Below are 21,881 nucleotides of genomic sequence, written 5' to 3'. Positions count from 1 at the left end.
CATACAAAAAACCCGTCATACTCATGCCGTAGAATTTGGATTCCGATGTATGTGGGTAGGTTCATTTTGATTATCGGGGTGGTTCGGCCATTCTTCCTATCGGCAGTAGCGGTCTTTTTCGCGGTTTCTCGCGGCGATTCGCGTTGAATTTCGATTTCTGATACGTTTCTCGGCTTGTTCCGGTAGTGATCGGGTGGTTTCCACCGCCAAAACTGGGCAGACCCTTGAACGCTTTCGGGGGCATTCGCAACCTAACCGCCGACAAATTCCATATAGCGCTATCTGATTTATTGGATCCCCACGTCGATTCGTTCGATTCTTACTAGTTGCAGTTGTGTCCACCGCACAGTTGCACAAGCGGAATTATCAAGTAGTTAGCTGGTAAACGCTACTGTAGAGAAATGGCCTCCTTAGATTACCCAAACCCCAGAGGAAACAGGCTGTACTCGGGTGGAAACAGTGCCTGAACAAATCCACTGGTCGCGGAAGTCACTCGAGGAACTGGAGCAGTTCTACTGGGACAAAATTGCGCGCGACCGGGAAGCGGATGGGTATGACTCGACGGCCGACAGGCCTAGCCACGAGTGGCTCGTTGAGAACGGCTACAGCGGGCTGGGGTACGCGCTTCGAGAGCACCACGACACGACACCGATGCAGTTTTTCGAGGACTACGTCGGCCTGGGCACGGACGAACCCCAAGGGTTCGAGTGGGAGATCGACCACTCCAGAACGGTCGAACTCCTCGAGAGTTATCTACAGAGCATCGAGACCCGCGGTGATACTGTGGCACCGTCGACGGCCGACACGCGTCGCTCACGGCTCGCGACGTGGGCGCGCACCTACGCCGAGGTGAACGACCGGGAGGACCTCGTTGGTGCCCTTACGGACGCTGATAGCCGAGCACTGGAGATCGACCGCTGCTGGGCCACGCTCGATATGCTTGACGGGGAACTCTCGTCGCCAGGCTCAAAGCTGGAGTACCTCCGCGTCGCCCGGGACTGGTACGGCTACCTTCTCGACAGAGGGCGTGCGGAGTTCAACCCTCTCGGGACGGCTGCTCGACGATTCAACTGGGAGCGTGACGAACCCGATAATCCAGCCCTTGACGCCTCACAGGTGCGGGCACTCCACCGAACGGCCGACTCGCTGGAAGATCGCCTCCTCATCGTCGGCCTTGCGGGCTGGGGGCTTCGACCGTCGGAACTTGCTGCACTCCACGTCTCCCAGCTCGACCTCGACGGCGACGACCCCTACATCGAGTTCAGCGACGGTGAGCGGAAAAACGGACCCGGATCGGTGGCGCTGTTGTTCGGCTTAGATACGCTTTCTAAGCGGATCGATTCCTTCGACGATGAATGGAACGGCCACCTATTCCCCTCGAATGCCGCGAAATCGGGGCATATCGCCACCTCGACTGTCTCCCGACGGTTTGATTCGCTTTGCCAGGAAGCCGGCGTAACGGTCCGGGGCGAGACGCCGACGCCGAAGTACGGGCGCCGATTCTGGTACTCGACGTACTCCGAGGTCGTCGCTGAACTGGCCGAGCGAACGGCAGCGATCGCTGCTGATCAGGGGAGTGATGACCCGGAGACAGTGCTTCGGAACTACACGAGCGAGGCGAAGCGTCGCGAACTCCGGCGCGAGGGAATGCGTGAACGGCTTGCTGCGGCATTCGAGGTAGAATGATAATACGACATCGAACGCGAATACCAAGAGGAAATGGCTGAGCGGTTCGACATGTCGATCGACACGTTCGGGACAGTCACGTTCCCCCTCGTCGGGGTCGCACTCGCGCTGTTTCTCCGCTACTACCTTCTCAAGGACGGGGACGACCTGCTGAACTGGCTTACTGATTCTTCGGCCCTGTCGTTCTTGACGCACTCAAAGCTACTCTCCGTGTTAGTTCTGAAAACTGGTCTCGCCTCGACGAGAAAGAAGCCGGTCGACCATTTTCCCATTCGCCTCCGGCGGCGACACGTCTGTCGAGGGACTGGGCATCTGCAAGGGGCGAAAATCTCGCTGTTTCCGGGCGGCACTAGACCCAGTCCAGCTTTTCACTGCTGTTCCAACTGGCTAGCGAGACGTTTTGAAACTGTAGTGAGATACACTGTGCCCCACATTGCGACGAGGATCGCACCGATCCCATTAAAAATCAAGTCGACAATCCTGTCGTCGAACCCGTGCTGAGCGAGACCTGGATCGATCTCAAGTCGTAGCGGGCTTTAGTACAGCCGCCAGAGTAGCGATCGGATTTTGTACCCCAGTGTCCCACTCTGGTAGCCACGCCAGCCGCTCATACCACCGGCGAGGGTGGTCGCCTCGTACCCCTCGTCGACGAGAATTCGGGTCGCCCGCTTCGCGACAACGCCCATCTTGCAGACGGTCACGATCTCCTGGTCTCTTGGGACTTCGTCGAGACGCTGTCGGAGCGCGTCCTCGTCGCCAGAGCGCAGGTCGTCGTACACCGGGAGGTTATGACTCCCGTCGATGTGCTGGGCCTGGTAGGCTTCACGTGGCCGAATATCGAGGACGAAGGGCTGCTCGCCCTCGGGCCGGGTGTCCAGGTCGTCCGGGCGGATTTTGCTCATTACGTCTGCTTGTGGATGGCGTCGGTAAAGCGTGCCGACAGATGGTTACAACAACCCTCGATTCAAGCGGGCTCGTACAGCCATCAGACACAGGATCTCCTAACCTCAACGGTGATCGGCGCCGGACGGGGCGCGGCGTGGCGTCGGGAAGCTTCTCGTGAAGCAACGAGGGTATCGGGGCCGCCGAGCAACTCGACAACACACCCAGCGTCGCCTAAGGGCACTACTCCCACATCAAAGCTCCCGAGCGGTCAGCCGACGTCGGTGTCGCGTTCGATGAAGAAGACGATCGATGAACCGCTCCACCGCCGTTTATGCTCTGCCTCTGTGTAGGCCATGTATGCACAACAGCCCGGTCGGGCGGGACCGACTCGAATCACTCCGTGACGCCCTCGTCGTGACCGGTGAGCGGGAGCGGTTGGACGTGATCGCGCCGGTTAGCGGCGCCCCTTTCACATCGATTCCCGCAGGGACAGAGGCAGATGTCGAGGTTGCCGTCGAGCGGGCCGAGGCGGCACAAGCGTCGTGGGCCGGCCGCCCGCTGACCGAGCGGGCGGCCGTTCTGGAGCGATATGCCGACCGGGTGCTCGATGCACAGGACGAGCTACTCGATGTCGCGCAGTTGGAAACGGGGAAGACCCGGCGGGACGCCTTCGAGGAAGTGCTTGACGTCGTCCAGACAGCCACCCATTACGCCGATGCTGGCCCGGAACTGCTCGAGAGCGAGCGTCGTAGTGGGGCCATCCCGGGGCTGACGAAGACCACGGTTCACCGTCGGCCGAAGGGAGTCGCCGGGTTCATCTCGCCATGGAACTATCCTGTCACGCTGTCGGTTTCTGACGCACTGCCGGCGCTGCTCGCGGGCAACGCCGTGGTGTTGAAACCCGCCCAGGAGACCACCCATACGGCGCTCCTGGCTCGCCAGTTGCTCGTCGACGCCGGCCTCCCGCCGGCGGCGTTTCAGGTCGTGTCCGGGACCGGTGAACGGGTGGGGGCCGAGCTCGTCGACCGCGTCGACTACGTCTGTTTCACCGGCTCGACCGAGGCGGGGCGGAGTGTCGCCAAACGCGCGGGGCGTGCGCTCATCGACTGCTCGCTCGAGCTCGGGGGGAAGAACCCGCTGCTGGTCCTTGATGACGCTAACCCGCGGAAGGCAGCCCGTGGAGCGATCCGTGCCTGCTTCCCGAACGCGGGCCAACTCTGTATCAGCACCGAGCGACTCTATATCCACGAGTCGGTCTACGAAGCGTTCCGAGACGCCTTCGTCACTGAGGCACGGGCTCTCGACCTTGGTACCGGGTTCGCGTACGGGCCAGATGTGGGATCGCTGCAGTCTGCCGCACAACTGGACAAGACCGAACGCCACGTGGCCGACGCCATCGAGAAGGGTGCCGACGTGCTCGTCGGGGGGCGGCCACGACCGGACGTGGGGCCCTACTTCTACGAACCGACGGTGTTGACGGACGTGACGCATGAGATGACCCTCTTCGATGAGGAAACGTTCGGACCAGTGGTGAGCCTCTACCCGGTCGGGAGCGTCGACGACGCCGTCGAACGGGCGAACGATTCCCGATACGGGCTGAACGCCTCCGTCTGGACGGGCGATCACGACCGCGGTGAGCGCGTCGCGGAACGAATCGACTGCGGCACGGTGAACGTCAACGAGGCCTACGCGGCTGCATGGGCGTCGGTAGATGCGCCGATGGGCGGGATGGGTGATTCGGGTATCGGTCGGCGACACGGCGAGGAGGGGCTGTTGAAGTACACGGAGGCCCAAACGGTGGCGGTCCAACGGGGGCTTCAAATCGGGCCGGGACCACTTCCGGACGGGGTCTGGGCACGGTTGATGACCGGTTTCTCGAAACTTCTCAAGCGGCTGCCGGGGTGGCTGCGGTGACCGCACCGGAGGTGTTCGTAACGGGGTTCCCCGGCTTCCTCGGTGCGTCCCTACTTGAGCGGCTCGTGACTCGAACTGAGACGGTCCACTGTCTCGTCCAACCGAAGTACCGGGCGGCCGCCGAGGCCCGCGCGGCGGAGCTTGCCGGCGACGACTGGCGAGCGGACGTCCGCCTCTACGACGGTGACATCACCGAGCAGGGGCTCGGACTCGACGCCGAGGACACAAGCGCACTTCACGCCGCTGTCGGGGAGGTGTTCCATCTCGCTGCTGTGTACGACCTGGGCGTGAGTCGAGCGGTCGGCGAAGCGGTCAACGTCGACGGGACCCGACACGTCCTCGATTTCGCCACCGCTTGTGACGTCGAGGGGTTCCAATACGTGAGCACCTGCTACGTGAGCGGCCGCTACGACGGCGTGTTTACCGAATCGGACCTTGACGTTGGCCAATCGTTCAACAACCACTACGAGGCGACGAAGTTCGAAGCCGAGCGCCTGGTGCAAGAGCGCATGGATGAGGGATTCCCGGCGACTGTGTACCGGCCGGCCATCGTCGTCGGGCACAGCGAAACCGGGGAAACCGAGAAATACGACGGGCCGTACTACGTGTTGCGCTGGCTGCAGCGCTGTCCGGGCGTCGCTCCGCTCCCGTGGTTCCCTGGAGCGGGCTCGACAGAGTTGAACGTCGTCCCATGGGACTTCGTGGTCGATGCGATCGACTACCTGAGCCAGCATGGCGAGCCCGGTGCAGTCTACCAGCTCTGTGACCCCAACCCGCCGACGATTGCCGAGCTCACGCGGCTGTTCGCCGACGCCACGAACACCCAGGTTCTCCCCGTCCCGGCCACCCCGGGCGTTGGGAAGCGCCTGCTCGGGACGCGAGCGGTCCGCTCAGTGACGGGCATCCCGCCGGAGACGCTCGACTACTTCACGCTCCCGACGCGGTACGTCAACCCTGCGACTCGCCGCGCACTCGCGGGGAGCGGCATCCGGTGTCCACCCTTCGCATCGTACGTGGACGTGCTCGTCGAGTACGCGCGAACACACGATGCGCGGTCCGACGCGATGACTTGACGAGAGTGGTCGGTGTCTTGCTGGCCGTGACGGGCTGGAGCACCATCCACTTCCCGGAGCGCGATCGCTGGTGGGAAGCATAGCCAGTCGGAGCAGCCTCCTTGTTCGCTGTGTGCCGGACCGACCCAGACCCCACTCTCTCCTTCGTGCTCGCTTCGCTGCGCGCACACCCACAACCTCGGAAACCAGTCTGAGATTCATGCCAGAAACCGGGGGAAGGGTGCGCGTCGAGCGAGTTTGTCCCACGAGGGTGCGGGCGTGTCCACCCTCGGAGTTACGCATGAAAGTCGATGGAGACTACACGTACGATATCTGCGGAAAATCGTTCGAAACGAACGTCGATATTGCGGGCCACATGGCTGGCCACAAGCGGTCAATCACACCAAACCACCTCATCGAGGAGCTCAGACGCATCGCGGGGCAGAAAGGCCGAAGAGCGCGGCGTCACGACAGGCGTCCATCCGACCGGGTTCGCAGCGGTCTGTCTCTACAAAGCGGGGAGTGGGTAACGCAAAGCGACGTCGCGGAGACAGGGAACGTCACGCCAATGACGGTCCGGACACACTACGAGACGTTAGAGGAGCAGGTAGCCTGACAAGGCTGCTGCACAAGCATTGTCGGTGTATAGTTTCCTCAGGAAATTATTTCTTCATAGCGCGCATAGCACCCAGTATGACCGAGACATGGGAGGACGTCAACGAGCAGGTCAAAGCGGACTGGAAAGAGGAGACCACGCCGTTCGAGCGAGTGTACGAGATGGTCGAACAAACCCACGACGGGCAGTCGGCAGCCGAGATCGCCGACCGCGCCCTCGTAAGCGAGCCGACGGCACGTCGACACTGCAGGGCGCTCGTGAACACGGGCTTTGCCGAGACGGAACAGGACGGCCAAACAACGCTGTACAAGCGCAACACCGACCGAATTTTGATGTCCCGGATCCGCGAACTGCGTGAGGAAGTCGATCGGCCGGAGTTGCTCGACAGCATCAAAGAGATGAAGGCCGAGATCCGGCGCTACGAGGACCGCTACGACGTGGTGTCACCGGAGGAACTCACCCAGCAACTCGACGCCGACGAGACTGAGGGCTGGGACGATCTCACCGCGTGGCGCACGACGCGGCAAAATCTCGCCGTTGCCCACGCAGCACTCGCCTACGACGAGGCCAGCCACCAGCTCGCGGTATGAACGGGGACGACCGAGCCGGCGAGTTCGGGCCGGTCTATCTCCCGGCGCTCCAGCGGATTCGTGATCTCTGGCTCGAACTCGAACCGCTCGTCGACGAAACAGCGTATGACGACGTCGTCGCCCCCACGGAACTACAGATCAGTCTCAGCGATGGGCTCGGCGACGCCGACAGCGCTCGGCTCGATATCCAGTGGAGCGAACTGGGGATGTATGCGTTCCACTACGTCGATAGCGACGACATCAACTGGCGCTTCGATCGCCACCCGAATACACACTCGCCCGAGATCCACTTCCATCCTCCGCCCGAGGCCGCGACGACGGCCGCTGAGCCGTCCTGTATCGACGTGACGGAGGTCTCACTCGTGACGCGTGCCGTTCATGCGATGTGCCGGGCAGCGTACGAGGATGACGACATGGAGCAGCTGAATAGTGTCTCAAACCCGCCGTAAGGGGGCATTAGCGTATCGTTCGGTCATCCAACGCGTCTCTCGGATGATCGCCGTTCGATCACCCTGGGGCTCTGCAAGCCGAACTGGCCGAATTCGATACCCGCTGCCATCCACGCAGTCTTCGCGGTCGGGTCTTGTGGTTCGACTCCACGAGATCAGCACCACCCAGATAGACTTCCACACTGGGCCACTTCCAACAGCTTCGTTTTGATGTGGTCGTCATCAAACGGAGAAATGGCCAAAGAATTATGGTACTCAGTAGCACATCTTCCTGTGACAGGCCATGTTGATCACTGCTGATTCACCGACTGCATCGGGTCTCCGGTGCGGTCGGCTCTAATTAGCGAGAAGCCGGCACAATCTCAGCGAGAAAGAAAGGGGTAATTAATGATTTGTATGACGGTGGGCGTTAGTCGTCGTCGAGGTCGGTACCCGCGTCATCTTCGGCGAAGATACGCCGAGAAATGATCGTTCCCTCTGGCACCGTGTCGGGTTCCTCACGGCGGACAAACCGTTTCTTCAGGACATCATAGCCGAACACGCTCGCGCCTACGATGATGAGGATGTCGCCAGGGAGGCGCGCCCAGAATAGCCACTGAACGATGTCGCGGTTGTAGAAGGCGAGCGAGCGGGCGGCGTCGTAGTTCTCCGTGAAGACGGTCTGTAACTGGAGGAAGCCAACGGGAATATCGCCGATAAAGACCATCCACGCGAGGCCAGCGTTCAACAACCAGAATGCCCGCCGGAGATTTGTCGGATTCCACTTCCCAGGTTTGGTGGTGAACTGGAGGGCGTAGACGGCCATGCCTAGTGCGAGGAAGCCGAACGCGCCGAACATCGCGCCGTGTGCGTGGCCGACCGTGAGGAAGGTGCCGTGCTCGTAGTAGTTGACGAGCGGGAGGTTGATGAAGAACCCGAGCACACCACCGCCGACGAAGTTCCAGAATGCGGAAGCGATGATGAACATGAATGCCAGCCGATAGGGGAAGTCCTTGCCTGCCCCCATCATCGCGCGGTACTCGCCGAGGGCTTCGTAAAGGATGAAGATCAGCGGGATGAACTCCAGCGTGGAGAAGACGCTGCCCATGGGGATCCAGTACTCGGGCATGCCGATCCACCAGTAGTGGTGGCTGACACCGATGACGCCGGCCCCCATCACGAACAACGCTTGGAACATGACGGCTTTCGCCGCGCTGCGCCGGGTAAGGAGGTTCATGGCGACGAGCGAGATGCCGATAATGGCGACGACGAAGAACTCGAAGGCGCCCTCGACCCACATATGGACGACCCACCAGCGCCAGAACTCCGTCACTGGCATCGTGGTCTTGGGCGTATACAACATGCTCGCGGAGAAGAGCAGCGCGATGGATCCACCCGCGTAGAGAATCATGTGGGCGAGCCCGTACCGCTCTTCCCGGTCGAGCAAGGGTTTGAAGCCGCGGGCGACGAGGGCTGCCCAGAGAATGAACCCGGCGAGCAGACCGACCTGCCAGAGCCGGCCGACCTCTAGGTATTCGAGGCCTTCATTGCCGAGAATCCACCAGAGCTCACCGTCAATGTAGCCCTGGGCGCCGAGCCAGATGCCCAGTAATCCGCCGCCGACGACGACGACCAGTGCGCCCAACAGGACGTGGATGTACCGTTTCTGGTTGTTCGGCTCGTGACCGGTGAGCAATGGTGGGAGGAAGAGGCCAACACCGAGCCAGAGGGTCGCAATCCAGAGTACTGCGAGATCGATGTGCCAGGCTTTCGTGATAGCGAAAGGCAGGTTCGCCACTGCATCGATGCCGAGGGCTTCTGCGATGCCGTAGAACCCCTCACGTTCGATGTAGTAGTGTGCCATCAACCCCCCGAGAAGCGTCTGGATGACGAAGAGCATAGCCGCTACCGGGACGAAGCGGATAGCGGCGAACTGACTCGGGAGGAGGTCAATCTCGTTCGGGTGGGGGACGTCGACGCCCTCAGTGTCGGGCTCGGTAAGGTCGACGGACATGTAGAGCCAGATACCTGCACCGGCCCCGCCGACGAGGAGCACCATCGCGACGACGCTCCACGTCATCGAAGACGTGGGCGGCGTGTTCCCGGCGCCGGGGTTGTACGGCCACTCGTTCGTCCACGAGACCGAACTCCCGGGACGGTCTATCGAGGCGAACATCGCGGTCCAGAGCGCGAAATCGGCGAACCGCTGCGCATCCTCACGGGTCTCGACGAACTGTGCAGGTATCCCGTGTTCCAGCGCGCCGTCGTAGTAGCGATCAACGTACGCTTCGCGCACCTCGCGGTACGCGTAGGCTTCCGCGGCGGTGAGTTCCATCGTCTCACCGAACGAACCCTCCCGCAGTTGGTTCTTGACGATCTCGTTCACTGCGGCTTGGTCGGGCGCGGGGAGAGAGTCGTACGCCGTGTCGTAGCGTTCGCGGGCGACGTACTCGCGCATGTTAGTTACCATACGTTCCTGCGCGTCCGCAGTGTAGTCGGACCCGAAGTACGCGCCATTCCCGAGTATCGATCCCGAATTCATCAGGCCGTTTTGCTGAAAGGCAGCCTTTCCCGCGACGATGTCTTCATTCGTGGCGAGGACGGCGCCGTCGGGACCGACGACGCGGTCCGGCCGTTCCGGAGATTGCTCGTACGCGTGGTACGCCCCCAGACCCATCACGATTAAATTGAAAACAAACGCCACCACGAGCAACTTTGCGAGGGTCTTTCGGCGTACCTCCATGTGTCTCACCCACACACTCTCGTGACATAAAATATGGTCCTATGGAAGAACGATACCGGAGCGTCACGGGTGTCACGCTAATCTGACCTATCTACGTGTGGGCTTGAACCGTCCGACTGCGATAAGCCACTTGTGTTCATTCTCATCGATGTGTTCGCGAAGTGGGCAATCGTCGGTTTCTTTCTCGGCAATAGCCAGCTTCACGTCTCCCAGCTGTGAGACGGGAAGCTTCTTCGTCCAGATGTGATAGGTGTCGTCCTCGATGTCGCGTTCAGTCGTGTCGATGCGCTCTGCCAGCGCATTGATGCGAATTACATCGCCGGCGTATGTCACCTTACGATTGCTTCGAAGGGGGCCGATCCAGTCCTTGCCGTAGGCTTCGATGTGGTCAGGAGGTCCAGAATCGTGGGCGACCCATGAGTCGAAGAGATAGGTGTCCGCAGGCACACCTACCTCTTCTTCGAGTTCCGTGACGATGTCTCTGGCCAGATCGTATTTGGTATCGTGGCCGTCGTGATGTTCGTAGAGACGGAAGGTGAGCGGATAGGCCGTTTTGTCGTCAGCGTAGAAAGCGTAGATGAGGCCTTGACCTCAGACAATGTCATCTTCGGCGTGATGATAGAAACGGCCGACTCCGGGGACTTCGTTCCCGGTTTTCTGGGTTATCGTGTCGTCAAGGATGATGTAGCCGTCTGTTAACCAGCGTGTTTCACCATGTTTCTGGAGTTCTTCGAGGAGTTCGTGGTTGAACTGCTGTTCGTCCCCGTCGTACTCGGTGAGGAACTTGTTGATGGCGCGTTTGCTGTTGGCTGGAAGGACTTCGCGTGCGATGCCCGCTACGGTCTTGTTGCTGGCCGCAACAAGACCGGTGGCGTAGGTTTTGGCGTGACGGCGTTGTGCCGGTGACATCGAGTCGAACTCGTCGAACACGCGCGTACTCGACAAGAAATTCGTAATCGGCATCATCCGTCCTTGCTACCGGCTACGTCATGCTCCTACTTCAACGTGCAAAGCTGAGTAAAGCAGAGAATCTCACCAGAGCCGGACACAATTCCCGGGGAGTCAAACGACCGTTGTCACCTAGAATACCAGCCGATCCCAGTCGGTTTGGCTGGTGGATCCAGCGGACTCGGAGGATAGGATTTGTCGGCCTGGTACTCGTGATACACAGGTGGTGCGAGGTCATTTGGTCCATTCGGATAGAACAGCGATGCTATTGCCTGTGAGTGCGCTCGGCCGGCGTCGAGCTCGAACATTCCGCCTCCATAGAGTTCGATGTCGTGTTGGGAGGCATATTCGAGAATACGACAGAGGGAATCGAGCGTCCCAGACCGACACGGTTTGATATTAAGGATAGTTGGTTCCCACGGGAGGTTTTTGATGCTTTCGACACTTGTTATCGGGGCATCCCAGGAGATCCGGTCAGAATATTCCTCGAGCACGGGTCGTGTCGCATCTGTGACGGCTGGATCCTCGATGAGCGCATTTGGAAAGGTCTCGAATAACCGCTGATAGAGGTCCGGATCAACGGGGGCACTGACGTCCGAATCGTACTGTGCTTTTAGGTCCAGGATTCGAATCGCACCTGTTTCCGACAGTGCCGAGAGTAACTCATCACTTGGTGTGTCAGGGACATCAATCTTGAACTCGACATTTGGATTCGTATCGAGGAAGCGGTCCACGGGACGTGTACGTGGAGGGTCACCAAGCCGTGGACTAACAACGAATGCCATGGGCTCGTACACTCGATCCAGCACCGTGGCCAATGTTCGTCCTGCTTGTTTGAGCGCTAGATCCAGGGCTGCACTCTCGATTGCCCAGCGCAAATGCTCAGGTGTCTCTCTGGGCACTGTCTGCTCTAAGCGAACCGGATCGGTATCGAGAGCGTCAGAGAACGTTTCGATAGTCCAATCGCCAGTCGGAAGGGGCAGTCCATCCTCGCGGAGTCGCTCGTGTGCCTCGATGGGTCGAGTGACATCCTCCCCGAACCCGGTTGCGTCATCTCCCCGAACTCGAATGATGGTCCGCTCGAAGGTCTGCCGTTCCGTCTCGATACGCTTCCCCTCGAACGAGACCGATTCCACGGTGACCGGTAACGACTTGAGCTCCCCATAGAGGTCGGAAAACACGCTATTTGGCGCACCCCCCCGATTCCCTCCAGTTTTGTGGTCATCCATACGTCTAGTTCGTGCTCTGAGCCGAAATACCCCCCAGACGACTACCCCCCTTAGAGATGGAGCGGATACACCTCCAAACCCCTTATACGACTGACAGACCAATTTTATAGGGGCAAGTCATCCCCACGATTACGGTGACGACCACCAGCATGCACACGGAGAGACCGAACCAATCACTGACCGGACCCTCGACAACTCCTGATCCGTCAATCTGGAGAAGCCACAGTACGAAGACGACCTCTCGCTACTCAAGCGGTACTTCGGCATCGCCATCGTCAGCATCGTCGTCCAGGGTCTGTTGATGCTGGTGGTGCTGTCTAGGGTCGGTCTGGGGGAGGGATACCCGACGGATCAGCGGGCGACACGCCGGCCGAGCGAGAAGACAAAAACCGCAGTGAGGAAGGCACCCGTGAGGCCCTCGGTGGCCGCGACGTACCGCCCCACGCTACCGACCGGGTGGACGTCACCGAGGCCCAACGTCGCGAACGTCACCATGCTGAAGTACAGTCCGTCGACGAGGGCCGCGACTCCATCGCTCGCGTACGTGACCGGACCAGTGCCGGCCGCCAGTCCACCGGTGGCGGGATAGATGAGGGCACTTGTCAGGATCACGAGCAGTGCCAGTAGCAGCGGTCGGTGCGGTCGTTCGCCGTAAACAGCGATGAAATCGAGAAAGCCGTTCGTCACCCACCGCGCTGCGGCCTCGAGCCGGTGCACGACTCCGAAGTCGGCCGACCGGGCGTGGGTGGCGTACCGCCGCCGGCGAAAGCGCAATTCACGGACAAAGAACTTCGAGGCGGTTTCTGCGTCGCCCATCGTCGACGCGCCCCGGCAGGCCTCGAGGTAGGTGTGTTCCAGACCCTCGATCGAGTTCGGTTCGACTGGATCGCCGACGTACGAGTGTAGTTTCCACCGGTTCGCGCGGAAGACCGGCCGGTACGCGGCGAACTCGAAGCCCTCGAACCGCGTCCGGTAGAGCCGGTAGCGGTCGAGCGTGTCGACGCTGCAGTCAAGGTCGATCGCACCGACCGTCGCGTCCGTGAGGTCGTACCTGGCGTCGGCACCGATGGGCTGGCCAAGTTGACCGCCGTCGACGGTCGCCTCGTTAAGCAGGCAAGTCAGCGCGCCGCCGGGAAACACCCGCAGCCGGTTGTATGTTCCCTCGGAGAGGTCCAGGCGAGCATCCGTCGCCAGGCCCACGCCGTCGAAAGTGAGACGATCACAGGTGGCGCGGCTGAACTCGATGGTGTCCCCGAACCGCGTTTGGAGGAACTGTGCCGTCCCGAGCGACGCCTCGGAGAAGTGCGTCCGCCCCGCGACATCGACGTCGTCGAAGGTTAGCCAACCCGGGATTCGGCACCCCGGAAAGGCCAGGCCACCGGTGAACTTGACGGCAGTGACCCGGAGGCTCCGCTCGAGCGTCGATCGGCCGAGTCTGAGGGCGGTTGCGGGCCCGTCTTGGCTGCCGATGGTCGAGTCCCGCACCGTCACATCCAGCTCGAACGCAGCATCGGCAGCATCCAGTTGGCCGATCCGGGCGTCCTCAAGGTCGAGCGGATGCCGCCAGACCGATCCGGAGAGGTCGAGCGTCCCTTCGACACTGAGGTCGCGGAACGCGATTCGGCGGGCATCGCCGCCGTCGACGACGAGTTCGCACAGATCGAGGTCGCGGACCGCCACACCGACGTACTCGCGGCGTCGCGGGTCGTCCGCCTCCAGATCAGCGACGAACGCCGCACGGAGGACCCCAGGGCCGACGCCCGCCGCGTCGCGCTCGGCTGGCTCGAGGTGGAACGGACACCGCTTCCGTCCGTCGGTCGCCGGCCGCGGACACGACCGTTCCACACCCTCGAACTCGGGTGTATAAACGCACTCGGCCATAGGACCTCCTCGTCCGGGCAGGCTGTGTAAGTGCTGGTTCGATCGCCGTCAACGCTTCGTCAGCGAGGATGCCGAGAATTATCGCCCGCATCGGTTCGTTGATAGCATCAGACACTCGCGCATCTCGGACGGCGATATCTGCGAGTTCGTGCTCGGCATCGGACGTATCTATGTGTGAACTGACGGCATGCACAGGCTTAGGAGGGGCGACAGTTGTATAAATCCTATTTGACGCCCTTCCTCTGGTTTAGTGAAAGCTCTAGACGACTCGTTTGTCCGCTCAAATACCCCATATCTATACTCAAACATATCATCTAAAAAATACTTAGGGGGATCCGGGTGCTACGTTAAACTGCAATGAGCGAAACGACGCAACTCCGCGTGATGGACTTCGACTGTCCGAGCTGTGCGAGCACCGTCGAACGCGCCCTCGGCAACGTCGAAGGTGTTGACGACGTTGAGGTGCACTACTCGACCGGTCGCGTCGAGATCGACTACGACGACGCGGTCGCCGATGTCGCCACGTTCGAACAGACCATCGAAAACCAGGGCTACACGCCCCAGCCTGCCTAAGGAGACCTGTCATGGATACAAAATCGGTCAAACAGTACTACCGACAACATCGCAAGGCCATCATCGTTGCTTTGAGTGGCCTGTTCTATGCTGGCGGCTGGAGCATCGGCTACGTCCCCGGCCCCGCCTTTGATACCGCAAGCACCGCGATCTTGATCCTCGCGGCCGTCGTCGGCGGCTACGACATCGCCAAGACCGCCTACCACGAGGTCAAAAGCCGAACACTCGGTGTCAAGACGCTCGTGACGCTCGCGGCGATCGGCGCGATCGGTATCGGGTCGTACTGGGAGGCCGCCGCGGTGGTCTTCCTGTTCGCGCTGGGGTCGTACCTCGAAGGGCGGACGATGCGCAAGACGCGCAACGCCCTCGAAGAACTGCTAGAGATGACGCCGGATACGGCCACCGTGCGCCGTGACGGCGAGCAAAAAGAGGTGCCCGCCCGCGAGGTCGAAGAGGGCGAGATCGTGATCGTCAAGCCCGGCGAGAAGATCCCCGTGGACGGCGACGTCGTCGACGGCGAGAGCGCCGTCAATCAGGCACCGGTGACCGGCGAGAGCGCGCCCGTCCACAAAGCCGACGGCGACGAGGTCTACGCCGGCACCATCAACCAGGAAGGAGCTATTGAGATCCGGACTACCGGCTCCGGGACGGATACCACGCTCCAGCGCATCATCCAGCGCGTCGAGGAGGCCCAGGAAGCGCAATCACCCACCGAGAGCCTCATCGACCGCTTCGCCAAATACTACACCCCCGCTATCATCGTGCTGTCTATCGGTGCGTACGCAGTCACGCAGAACGCAATTCTGTCGCTGACGCTGCTGGTCATCGGCTGTCCAGGCGCGCTGGTTATCGGGCCGCCGGTCAGCATCGTCTCGGCGATCGGGAACGCCGCGCGGAACGGCGTCCTGATGAAGGGTGGCGAGCACCTCGAACAGGCTGGCAAGATCGATCTTATCGCCTTCGACAAGACCGGCACTCTCACGAAAGGCGAGACGGCCGTTGCTGACGTCGAGGGGTTCGACACCGATGACGATGAGGTCCTAGACCTGGCGGCTATCGCCGAAATGAAGAGCGAACACCACCTCGGCGACGCCATCCTCAATGCGGCTCGGAACCGCCAGACGGCCGCGACCGACGGTGGCACGACGGTTGACCAGGCAGACGACGAATCACCTGCCACGGAGACGCAGTCGCTGCCCGAGCCGGACGACTTCGACGTGGTCGCCGGGAAGGGCGTCGTCGCTCACCACGACGGCCGCGAGATCGTCGTCGGGAACCGCGCGTTACTCGACGAGCGCGGAATCGACCTCCCGGACGACGTCGCTGAGTACGTCCGCGAGCGCGAGGAGCGCGGCGAGACCGCCATCCACGTCGTCCTCAACGGGACTGTAGTCGGTGCTATTGCGCTCCACGATGAGCTGCGCGAGGCTGCGCCGGGCGTTATCCAGGAGTTGCAGGATGCCGATATCGAGACGGTGATGCTGACCGGTGACAACGAGCGGGTCGCGGCCGCCGTCGCCGACGAGATCGGGATCGACGACTACCGCGCCGAGTTGCTGCCCGAGGACAAACAGGATGTCGTCACGGAGTACCAGGCCGATGGGCACGTCGTGGCGATGACCGGCGACGGCATCAACGATGCGCCGGCGCTGGCGACCGCTGACGTCGGCATCGCCATGGGTGCGGCTGGGACTGATACCGCCATCGAGACGGCGGACATTGCGCTGATGGCCGACGACCTCGAACGCATCCCCTACGCGGTGAAACTCAGTAAGGCCACGCGCTGGAACGTCCTCGAGAACGTCGGGCTAGCCCTTGTGGTGGTGACGGTGCTGCTAGGGGGCGTGCTGACGAGCTACGTCACGCTCGCGCTGGGGATGCTCGTCCACGAGGCCAGCGTCCTCGCCGTGATCGGCAACGGGATGCGGCTGCTGCGGTACTAACAGCACAGACACACAACCACTTTCGAAACTTCACAACTAATGTCACAGAACACGACGCCGACAGACACGAACCGTACTGACTCGAACTGGGCCGTCGAATACGACGTCGAACCGATCCGCATCCGCGATCCCGTCGCAGAAGCACTCGCCGTCCTCGAAGCGGGCGAGCCGTTTGTCGTCACCTACGAGGACCTCGTGAAGACGGCAGGGCACTCCTGCCCGACTGCCTCGGGCGCCTACCGGATCGCACAGCAGGGTCTCGACGCGCTGTACCCGGACGAACTCCCCGTCCGGAGCGACGTCGAAGTGCTTGCCCCGGGATCACGTGATGACGCCACGTACGGCGTGATGGGGCGCCTCATCTCGTACGTGACCGGCGCAGCCCAGGAAGACGGGTTCGCCGGGCTCGCCGACGGCTACGGTGACCGCCGAAACCTGCTCACGTACGACGTATTTGAGCCCAACAGCGCAGCACCGACGTTCCGCTTCCGCCGAACAGATACGGGTGAGACTGTCGAGGTAACCTACCACGTCAGCGAGGTTCCCGATGGTGGACCAGCGCTCGGCAATCTCCAGCATATTATCGAGGGAACAGCCAATGAGGGCGACCGAAAGGTGTTCGCAGAGGCGTGGCATGGCCGCGTCCAAGCCGTCCTCGGGGATGATAACTTGTTTACAGTCACCTGGATCTCTAAGTAGCGTGTGATTATTATCCGTGGGTAGTGTTCAGATAAGCTGGTTCTATGCGAAGGCGAACGCTTGAAGCCAATTTTCGACGGTATCTGCTTCAAAAATCTCAAAGAGGAACTCGAGTCATGACGTGGCGAAAGGCAACTCAGGAGGAAATCTATGCCTACTAGGTCGAGGAGTTTCCCCGTTATATCGATGACTTGCCGGACTTCATCTGGGCGACGGGCCCGAAACATTACGCCGTCGCGTTCCGAGAGATCCCGATCGACTCCGTCGTGACCGCCGACCGCCGGCGTGTCGCCCACCTGTCCTACTCGCTGCACGCCGACGTCTGTAGCATCGTCCAACCTATCGAGAGCTGGCGGTCGACGTTCGATCGGCGACGCCCGGGGTGATCACGGAATAGGTCGGAGTACCCCCACCGACGACGAGGACCAGCCCGAGGACCTCGTGAACGACGTCGAGCGGTTCGGGACGGCGGCGTTCAAAGAGCAGGTTCGTGCCGATGCCACCGAGGAGCCGTTCGTCGACGAACCGGGGACGCTCGCCGTGCTCGCGATGCTGAGTGCGATCTGTGTGAAAGCACACCCAAAGTTCGAACACGCATCGCCCCGGAACATCCAGGTGCTCTACGACATCCGAGAGCTGTACGTCAACAATCTCGCCTCCCTCATCCGCGCCCACGGCGATGGGTCACTCCAACAGGACATCGCCGATGTGCTGTACAGCAAGGAGCCCGGTGAAGATGGCCCGCATCCGGGTCGGGTCTGTACGGGCATCACAGAGATGCCAGAATTCGGGGATGGCCTCTACCTCGAAATCCCGATGGCGGCGGCGTCGCGAAAATGCCTTGTTCGGGAGGACGAAGCGGTGACGGGGAGTGACGGCGGGGAGATACTGACACGAATGAAAGACAACAAGCTGTACGTCCCGGTGGGTGATTTCGACAGCAAGTATCGGGACTATGCTGAGCGGGCGTTCAAGAAGCTCCTGTGGGTACAAGAAGACGGGCTCTCCGACGATCAGCTGACGTGGTTGACCACGAACGAGTCGGCGATTACGGAGCGGATCGACCGTTATCTCGAATCGGGCCATCACGAGCGAATCTGGCGGAACTGGGACCGTGGGGAGCGGACGATCCGCGTCCTCCGACGGGCCCTGAGTGACGCCCCCGACGACGTCGCGCAAAAGGGCGATTTCCACACAGCGAAGGAGCTCTACCGAGCGGTCGCGGCGTATGAGGCCGAGGACGAGTGGGAATCCTCCGTGACGGATTGGATCTCGAGTCCAAGCAGTCTGGCGAAGACGCTGGCCGACCACGAGTCGCACTCGGCAGTCACGATCGACCGCGACGGGCGCGTCAATACGTACCGAATCGGGCGAGCCGGAACCGGCGCCGAACAGATCGAGGTCCGGGAGATCGAGGACCTCTTCGAACTCCCCTGTATGGCGAATATGGAGGAGCGACTGCACGAGAAGAAGCCGGTTAGGAAGGACCTCTATAACTTCGCGCGGATGGTGATGTGGCTCCCACAGTATCAGGACAGCAGCCTCGACGAGATCGTCGCGGACCTCAAGGACGTCTTCTCGCGGTGGCCGTGGTACGACGAGCAGGAGACCGAATACCAGATTCGGTACGAGTTCTCGAACACAATCGACGGCGACACGCCGTTGCCGATGAACTGCGATAACGACGATCTCCAGCGCTACTGCATCGGCCAAGACCAGTGTCCTTACTCGATCTGGGGTAGTCTCCCCTTCCCGGATGAGATGTACGAGCAGGTCGAGGAGGAATCAGCTGGGCCCGCTGAGCAATTCTGAATCATAGACAACCCCGAATCTGTGGAATCCTTAGAAAGTGATTGGTTTGGCGACTCTGCTGATAAGAGAGAGCGGATCGACCGTCGCGTTGAATCGCTAGGTACAGAGGATGTAGTCCGCAGAGTGGCGTGTCGGCACGAGATATATCGAGAACCCCCTATACGTACTCATTGTCATTCAACACTCCGTAGAGTCTCATTGATTAAGAATCGAGGTCCAATTGAATAGCGTGGTCGAACGATAGTCTAGTTGGGTGACACCCAATGCAAGCATTCGTCATGGAGGAGCTCGGCGAAGTAGGATTTCTCGAAAAAGACAAACCCGAGATGGGGCCGGCCGATGCGATTATTCGCCCAACAAAAGGCCTCGTCTGTACCTCGGATGTCCATACTGTGCATGGGGCAGTTGGCGAACGGGAAAATTTGACCCTTGGGCATGAGGTTGTCGGTGTGATTGAGAGTGTTGGTGAGACCGTTGAGGATTTCGAGCCCGGCGACCGAGTCGCTGTCGGCGCTATCACACCTGACTGGGGATCTACTGCGGCACAGGATGGCCACCCCTCACAATCGAATCAAGCTCTCGGAGGGTGGAAGTACGCCAACGTCAAGGACGGCACGTTTGCGGAGTACGTCCATGTCAATGATGCGGACGCGAATCTTGCCCACATTCCGGAGAGTGTGAGCGATGAAGAAGCAGTCTATGTGACTGATATGATGAGTACGGGATTCATGGGAGCAGAAAATGCCGATATTCCAATTGGGGGAACTGTTGCGATCTTCGCGCAGGGCCCAGTCGGACTCATGGCGACGAAGGGGGCAGTGCTTCAGGGCGCAGGACGAATCATTGCTGTCGAGACCGTGCCGAACCGCCAGGAGCTGGCACGCGAATACGGGGCCGACGAGATCGTTGACTTCGAGGACGGTGACCCAGTCGAGCAAATTATGGGTCTCACTGACGATGAAGGGGTCGATGCAGCTATCGAAGCACTCGGCCGCAGTGAGACCTTCGAACAATGCGTGAAAGTAACGAAACCTGGTGGGACAATCTCAAACTGTGGCTATCACGGCGAAGGTGAATACGTGAACATTCCTCGGGAGGAATGGGGTGTCGGCATGGCGGAGAAGGATATCAAGACAGGGCTCTGCCCAGGAGGACGACTCCGCCTCCAACGGTTGCTCCGTTTGCTTGAAGCCGACAGAGTTGACCCCACGAAGATGACAACTCATGAATTCCCATTAGAGGAAATCGACGAGGCTTTCCACCTCATGGAAACCAAAGAAGACGATATTATCAAACCACTCATTGACTTCGACAACTGAATGTGTGCGCCAGCTGGCGACAACCAATTTTCTCCAGTTCTTTGATTTGGTAAGTCTTTACCCAATTTGGCCGATTTGGTACGCCGCCCCCGGATTGGAAGTCGGTGACCGATACGCACACCTAGTTAACGGTCAATTCTCTATCGAAGGTGCGAAACAAACATCGGCAGCATTCTGCATTTATCCCCTATATTCAGCAAACCGGTTGTATGAGTTGGGAGGATTTCAGCAGACCCACTCCCCTCAGAATATCGAGAATTATACTGCGGACTAGAATCAGGTTCTTCTGAACCCCCGTCGAGCAATTTTCAGCGGCTAACACGGACGGAATCGAGGGAATAGGGAGTATTCCACGATTCGAGGTACCGAGCCGAAGAACCTCGAGAGATATACAACAGGTGAAGCAGGGGTTTCCGGGTATCTAGATACGTCCAAAATCGCCTTCGTTACCCCGCCGTCGGGCAATTTTTGAGGTTAAAGTATCATCTCGGAACTTGTCGAGGTACTTTCTACATCCTCAAATCGGCCCGACGAGGTTCTCCTGCGATTTGAGGGCGTTATTTCGCCTTGCATATCGCGGGTTTCGTCCAAAGAAAGAGGCGATATGCAGTGTGCGAAGGCCGCCGGCTCTCTCAGGCCGAGGGGCCGTCACAAGGGTAGCGTAACTACGGACGTATCAGATGTAGCGCATAGGTTGACCGGATACGTTTCGGTGGTGTCTGTTGCCCCCGCGAGGGGGTGGCGGGGCGCATCACGTGCCCCCGATAGACGATGGCTTCGGAACGACGCAGCAAGACACGAGCAGCGCATCAGGCAGGAACTACCCCTGATGGTGAGGCGCCGTGAGCAGCCCTCGAGGTAACGGTTCCGACCGACCGGGATCACGCGTCGGTCGTCGCCCTCGTGGAGTGTGCGCTCGTCGAGCTCACGCACGAGGCCGTGGCGCCGTTTTCGTCTCCCGGCAGGTCGGGCGGTCGACGCGGACGCAGTACGTCGCCGGCGACGACGTCGGCGAGCAGTGCCAGACGCGGCACGTCGACGACCGGCTGTGCTGGCACGAGACCATCGTCCCTCGACGAACCGATCGCGACGAGCTCATCACCCAGCTCACACGGTCGCCCTCGACACCGGCGGAGCGGTCAGGTGAAGAAGCAGCCAGCGAGCCAGACACCTTCGTCGTGAAGCCAGTTCGAGAGCTCCGAACGCCGTAGAGGTCGACTTAACCAACATTCTCGACCGGTGTCGGCAGAGTGTTGGTTAACACCTCGGCACCATCGATGTCGACGTCCGATTTGCGTCTACAGCTGTCGAGTTTGTCACCCCCGAGAGGGGTGCGGGGTGCGCTGCATCGGCGTCGCCTCGCGTAGGTGAGACTGATGACGACAAACGACATCTACGGTCGTGGTTTCGACGAGGATGTCCAGTGCGGTCCAACTGATCCCTGCCCTGAATGTGGCGGCACCGTCCGGACGAACGCGGCTGAAACCGTCTGTGACGACTGTGGCCTCATCATCGACGACCAAGCGATCGATCACGGGCCAGAGTGGCACATCGACGACGGCG

Annotated in this window: 14 protein-coding genes and 5 pseudogenes; 14 read left to right on the top strand and 5 right to left on the bottom strand. The window is 60.6% G+C overall.

Going from position 1 to position 21,881, the window contains the following annotated elements:
• The first annotated feature begins 459 nt into the window (after positions 1–459).
• Complete coding sequence (locus BMZ83_RS13245) at positions 460–1,686, top strand: tyrosine-type recombinase/integrase (RefSeq protein WP_245748701.1); 1,227 nt, start codon at positions 460–462, stop codon at positions 1,684–1,686.
• 536 nt (positions 1,687–2,222) lie between these two features.
• Here the strand turns inward: BMZ83_RS13245 and BMZ83_RS13235 are convergent.
• Positions 2,223–2,588: a rhodanese-like domain-containing protein gene (locus BMZ83_RS13235; RefSeq protein ID WP_074879483.1), complete on the bottom strand. Its 366-nt coding sequence runs from the start codon at positions 2,586–2,588 to the stop codon at positions 2,223–2,225.
• A gap of 340 nt (positions 2,589–2,928) precedes the next feature.
• On the opposite strand from BMZ83_RS13235, the gene BMZ83_RS13230 reads away from it, so the two are divergent.
• The 5 genes and pseudogenes from BMZ83_RS13230 to BMZ83_RS13210 all read left to right on the top strand — a co-directional run bounded on the left by BMZ83_RS13230 (position 2,929) and on the right by BMZ83_RS13210 (position 7,192).
• Positions 2,929–4,485: a succinic semialdehyde dehydrogenase gene (locus tag BMZ83_RS13230; RefSeq protein ID WP_074879479.1), complete on the top strand. Its 1,557-nt coding sequence runs from the start codon at positions 2,929–2,931 to the stop codon at positions 4,483–4,485.
• Complete coding sequence (locus tag BMZ83_RS13225; RefSeq protein ID WP_074879574.1) at positions 4,482–5,558, top strand: SDR family oxidoreductase; 1,077 nt, start codon at positions 4,482–4,484, stop codon at positions 5,556–5,558. Before BMZ83_RS13230 ends, BMZ83_RS13225 begins: the two co-directional genes overlap by 4 nt.
• Positions 5,559–5,983: 425 nt before the next feature.
• Positions 5,984–6,153 (top strand): annotated as a pseudogene (locus tag BMZ83_RS13220) (transcription initiation factor IIB family protein); the annotation flags it as partial.
• A gap of 77 nt (positions 6,154–6,230) precedes the next feature.
• Positions 6,231–6,743 carry a winged helix-turn-helix domain-containing protein gene (locus BMZ83_RS13215; RefSeq protein ID WP_074879476.1) on the top strand — a complete coding sequence of 171 codons (513 nt, stop codon included), beginning with the start codon at positions 6,231–6,233 and terminating at the stop codon, positions 6,741–6,743.
• On the top strand, positions 6,740–7,192 hold the full coding sequence (locus BMZ83_RS13210; protein ID WP_074879472.1) for a hypothetical protein: 453 nt from the start codon (positions 6,740–6,742) through the stop codon (positions 7,190–7,192). Before BMZ83_RS13215 ends, BMZ83_RS13210 begins: the two co-directional genes overlap by 4 nt.
• 409 nt (positions 7,193–7,601) lie before the next feature.
• Here the strand turns inward: BMZ83_RS13210 and BMZ83_RS13205 are convergent, their stop codons facing one another.
• The 4 genes and pseudogenes from BMZ83_RS13205 to BMZ83_RS13190 form a co-directional block, all read right to left on the bottom strand.
• Positions 7,602–9,914: a nitric-oxide reductase large subunit gene (locus BMZ83_RS13205; RefSeq protein ID WP_074879470.1), complete on the bottom strand. Its 2,313-nt coding sequence runs from the start codon at positions 9,912–9,914 to the stop codon at positions 7,602–7,604.
• Between the two features lie 168 nt (positions 9,915–10,082).
• Positions 10,083–10,880: pseudogene (locus BMZ83_RS13200) on the bottom strand (transposase); the annotation flags it as partial.
• A 110-nt stretch (positions 10,881–10,990) separates the two neighbouring features.
• Complete coding sequence (locus BMZ83_RS13195; RefSeq protein ID WP_074879467.1) at positions 10,991–12,091, bottom strand: hypothetical protein; 1,101 nt, start codon at positions 12,089–12,091, stop codon at positions 10,991–10,993.
• Between the two features lie 351 nt (positions 12,092–12,442).
• The gene (locus BMZ83_RS13190; RefSeq protein WP_079990193.1) at positions 12,443–13,972 is read right to left on the bottom strand and encodes a potassium channel family protein; all 1,530 of its coding nucleotides are present in this window, start codon (positions 13,970–13,972) and stop codon (positions 12,443–12,445) included.
• Positions 13,973–14,329: 357 nt separating this feature from the next.
• Between BMZ83_RS13190 and BMZ83_RS13180 the strand changes: the two genes are divergently transcribed.
• The 8 genes and pseudogenes from BMZ83_RS13180 to BMZ83_RS13150 all read left to right on the top strand — a co-directional run.
• Positions 14,330–14,545: a heavy-metal-associated domain-containing protein gene (locus tag BMZ83_RS13180; RefSeq protein WP_074879462.1), complete on the top strand. Its 216-nt coding sequence runs from the start codon at positions 14,330–14,332 to the stop codon at positions 14,543–14,545.
• Between the two features lie 11 nt (positions 14,546–14,556).
• Positions 14,557–16,488, top strand: coding sequence for a heavy metal translocating P-type ATPase (locus tag BMZ83_RS13175; protein ID WP_074879459.1), 1,932 nt, complete (start codon positions 14,557–14,559; stop codon positions 16,486–16,488).
• Positions 16,489–16,527: 39 nt separating this feature from the next.
• Positions 16,528–17,187 (top strand): hypothetical protein, encoded by a 660-nt coding sequence (locus BMZ83_RS13170; protein ID WP_074879456.1) that lies wholly within the window; start codon positions 16,528–16,530, stop codon positions 17,185–17,187.
• Positions 17,188–17,432: 245 nt separating this feature from the next.
• Positions 17,433–17,584: pseudogene (locus BMZ83_RS16435) on the top strand (DNA primase); the annotation flags it as partial.
• 17 nt (positions 17,585–17,601) lie between these two features.
• Positions 17,602–18,999: pseudogene (locus tag BMZ83_RS13165) on the top strand (primase-associated protein); the annotation flags it as partial.
• Between the two features lie 263 nt (positions 19,000–19,262).
• Positions 19,263–20,318, top strand: a complete 1,056-nt coding sequence (locus BMZ83_RS13160) for an NAD(P)-dependent alcohol dehydrogenase (protein WP_074879453.1) — start codon at positions 19,263–19,265, stop codon at positions 20,316–20,318.
• A gap of 771 nt (positions 20,319–21,089) precedes the next feature.
• Positions 21,090–21,529 (top strand): annotated as a pseudogene (locus BMZ83_RS17250) (hypothetical protein).
• Between the two features lie 165 nt (positions 21,530–21,694).
• Positions 21,695–21,881: TFIIB-type zinc ribbon-containing protein (locus BMZ83_RS13150; protein ID WP_281243264.1), on the top strand; the 187-nt coding region annotated here is incomplete at its 3' end.

The sequence above is a fragment of the Halolamina pelagica genome (genome assembly GCF_900115675.1).
Classification (GTDB): Archaea; Halobacteriota; Halobacteria; order Halobacteriales; family Haloferacaceae; genus Halolamina; species Halolamina pelagica.
Note: the sequence above shows the minus strand (reverse complement) of the source record. Positions and strands in the feature narration are given on the sequence as shown.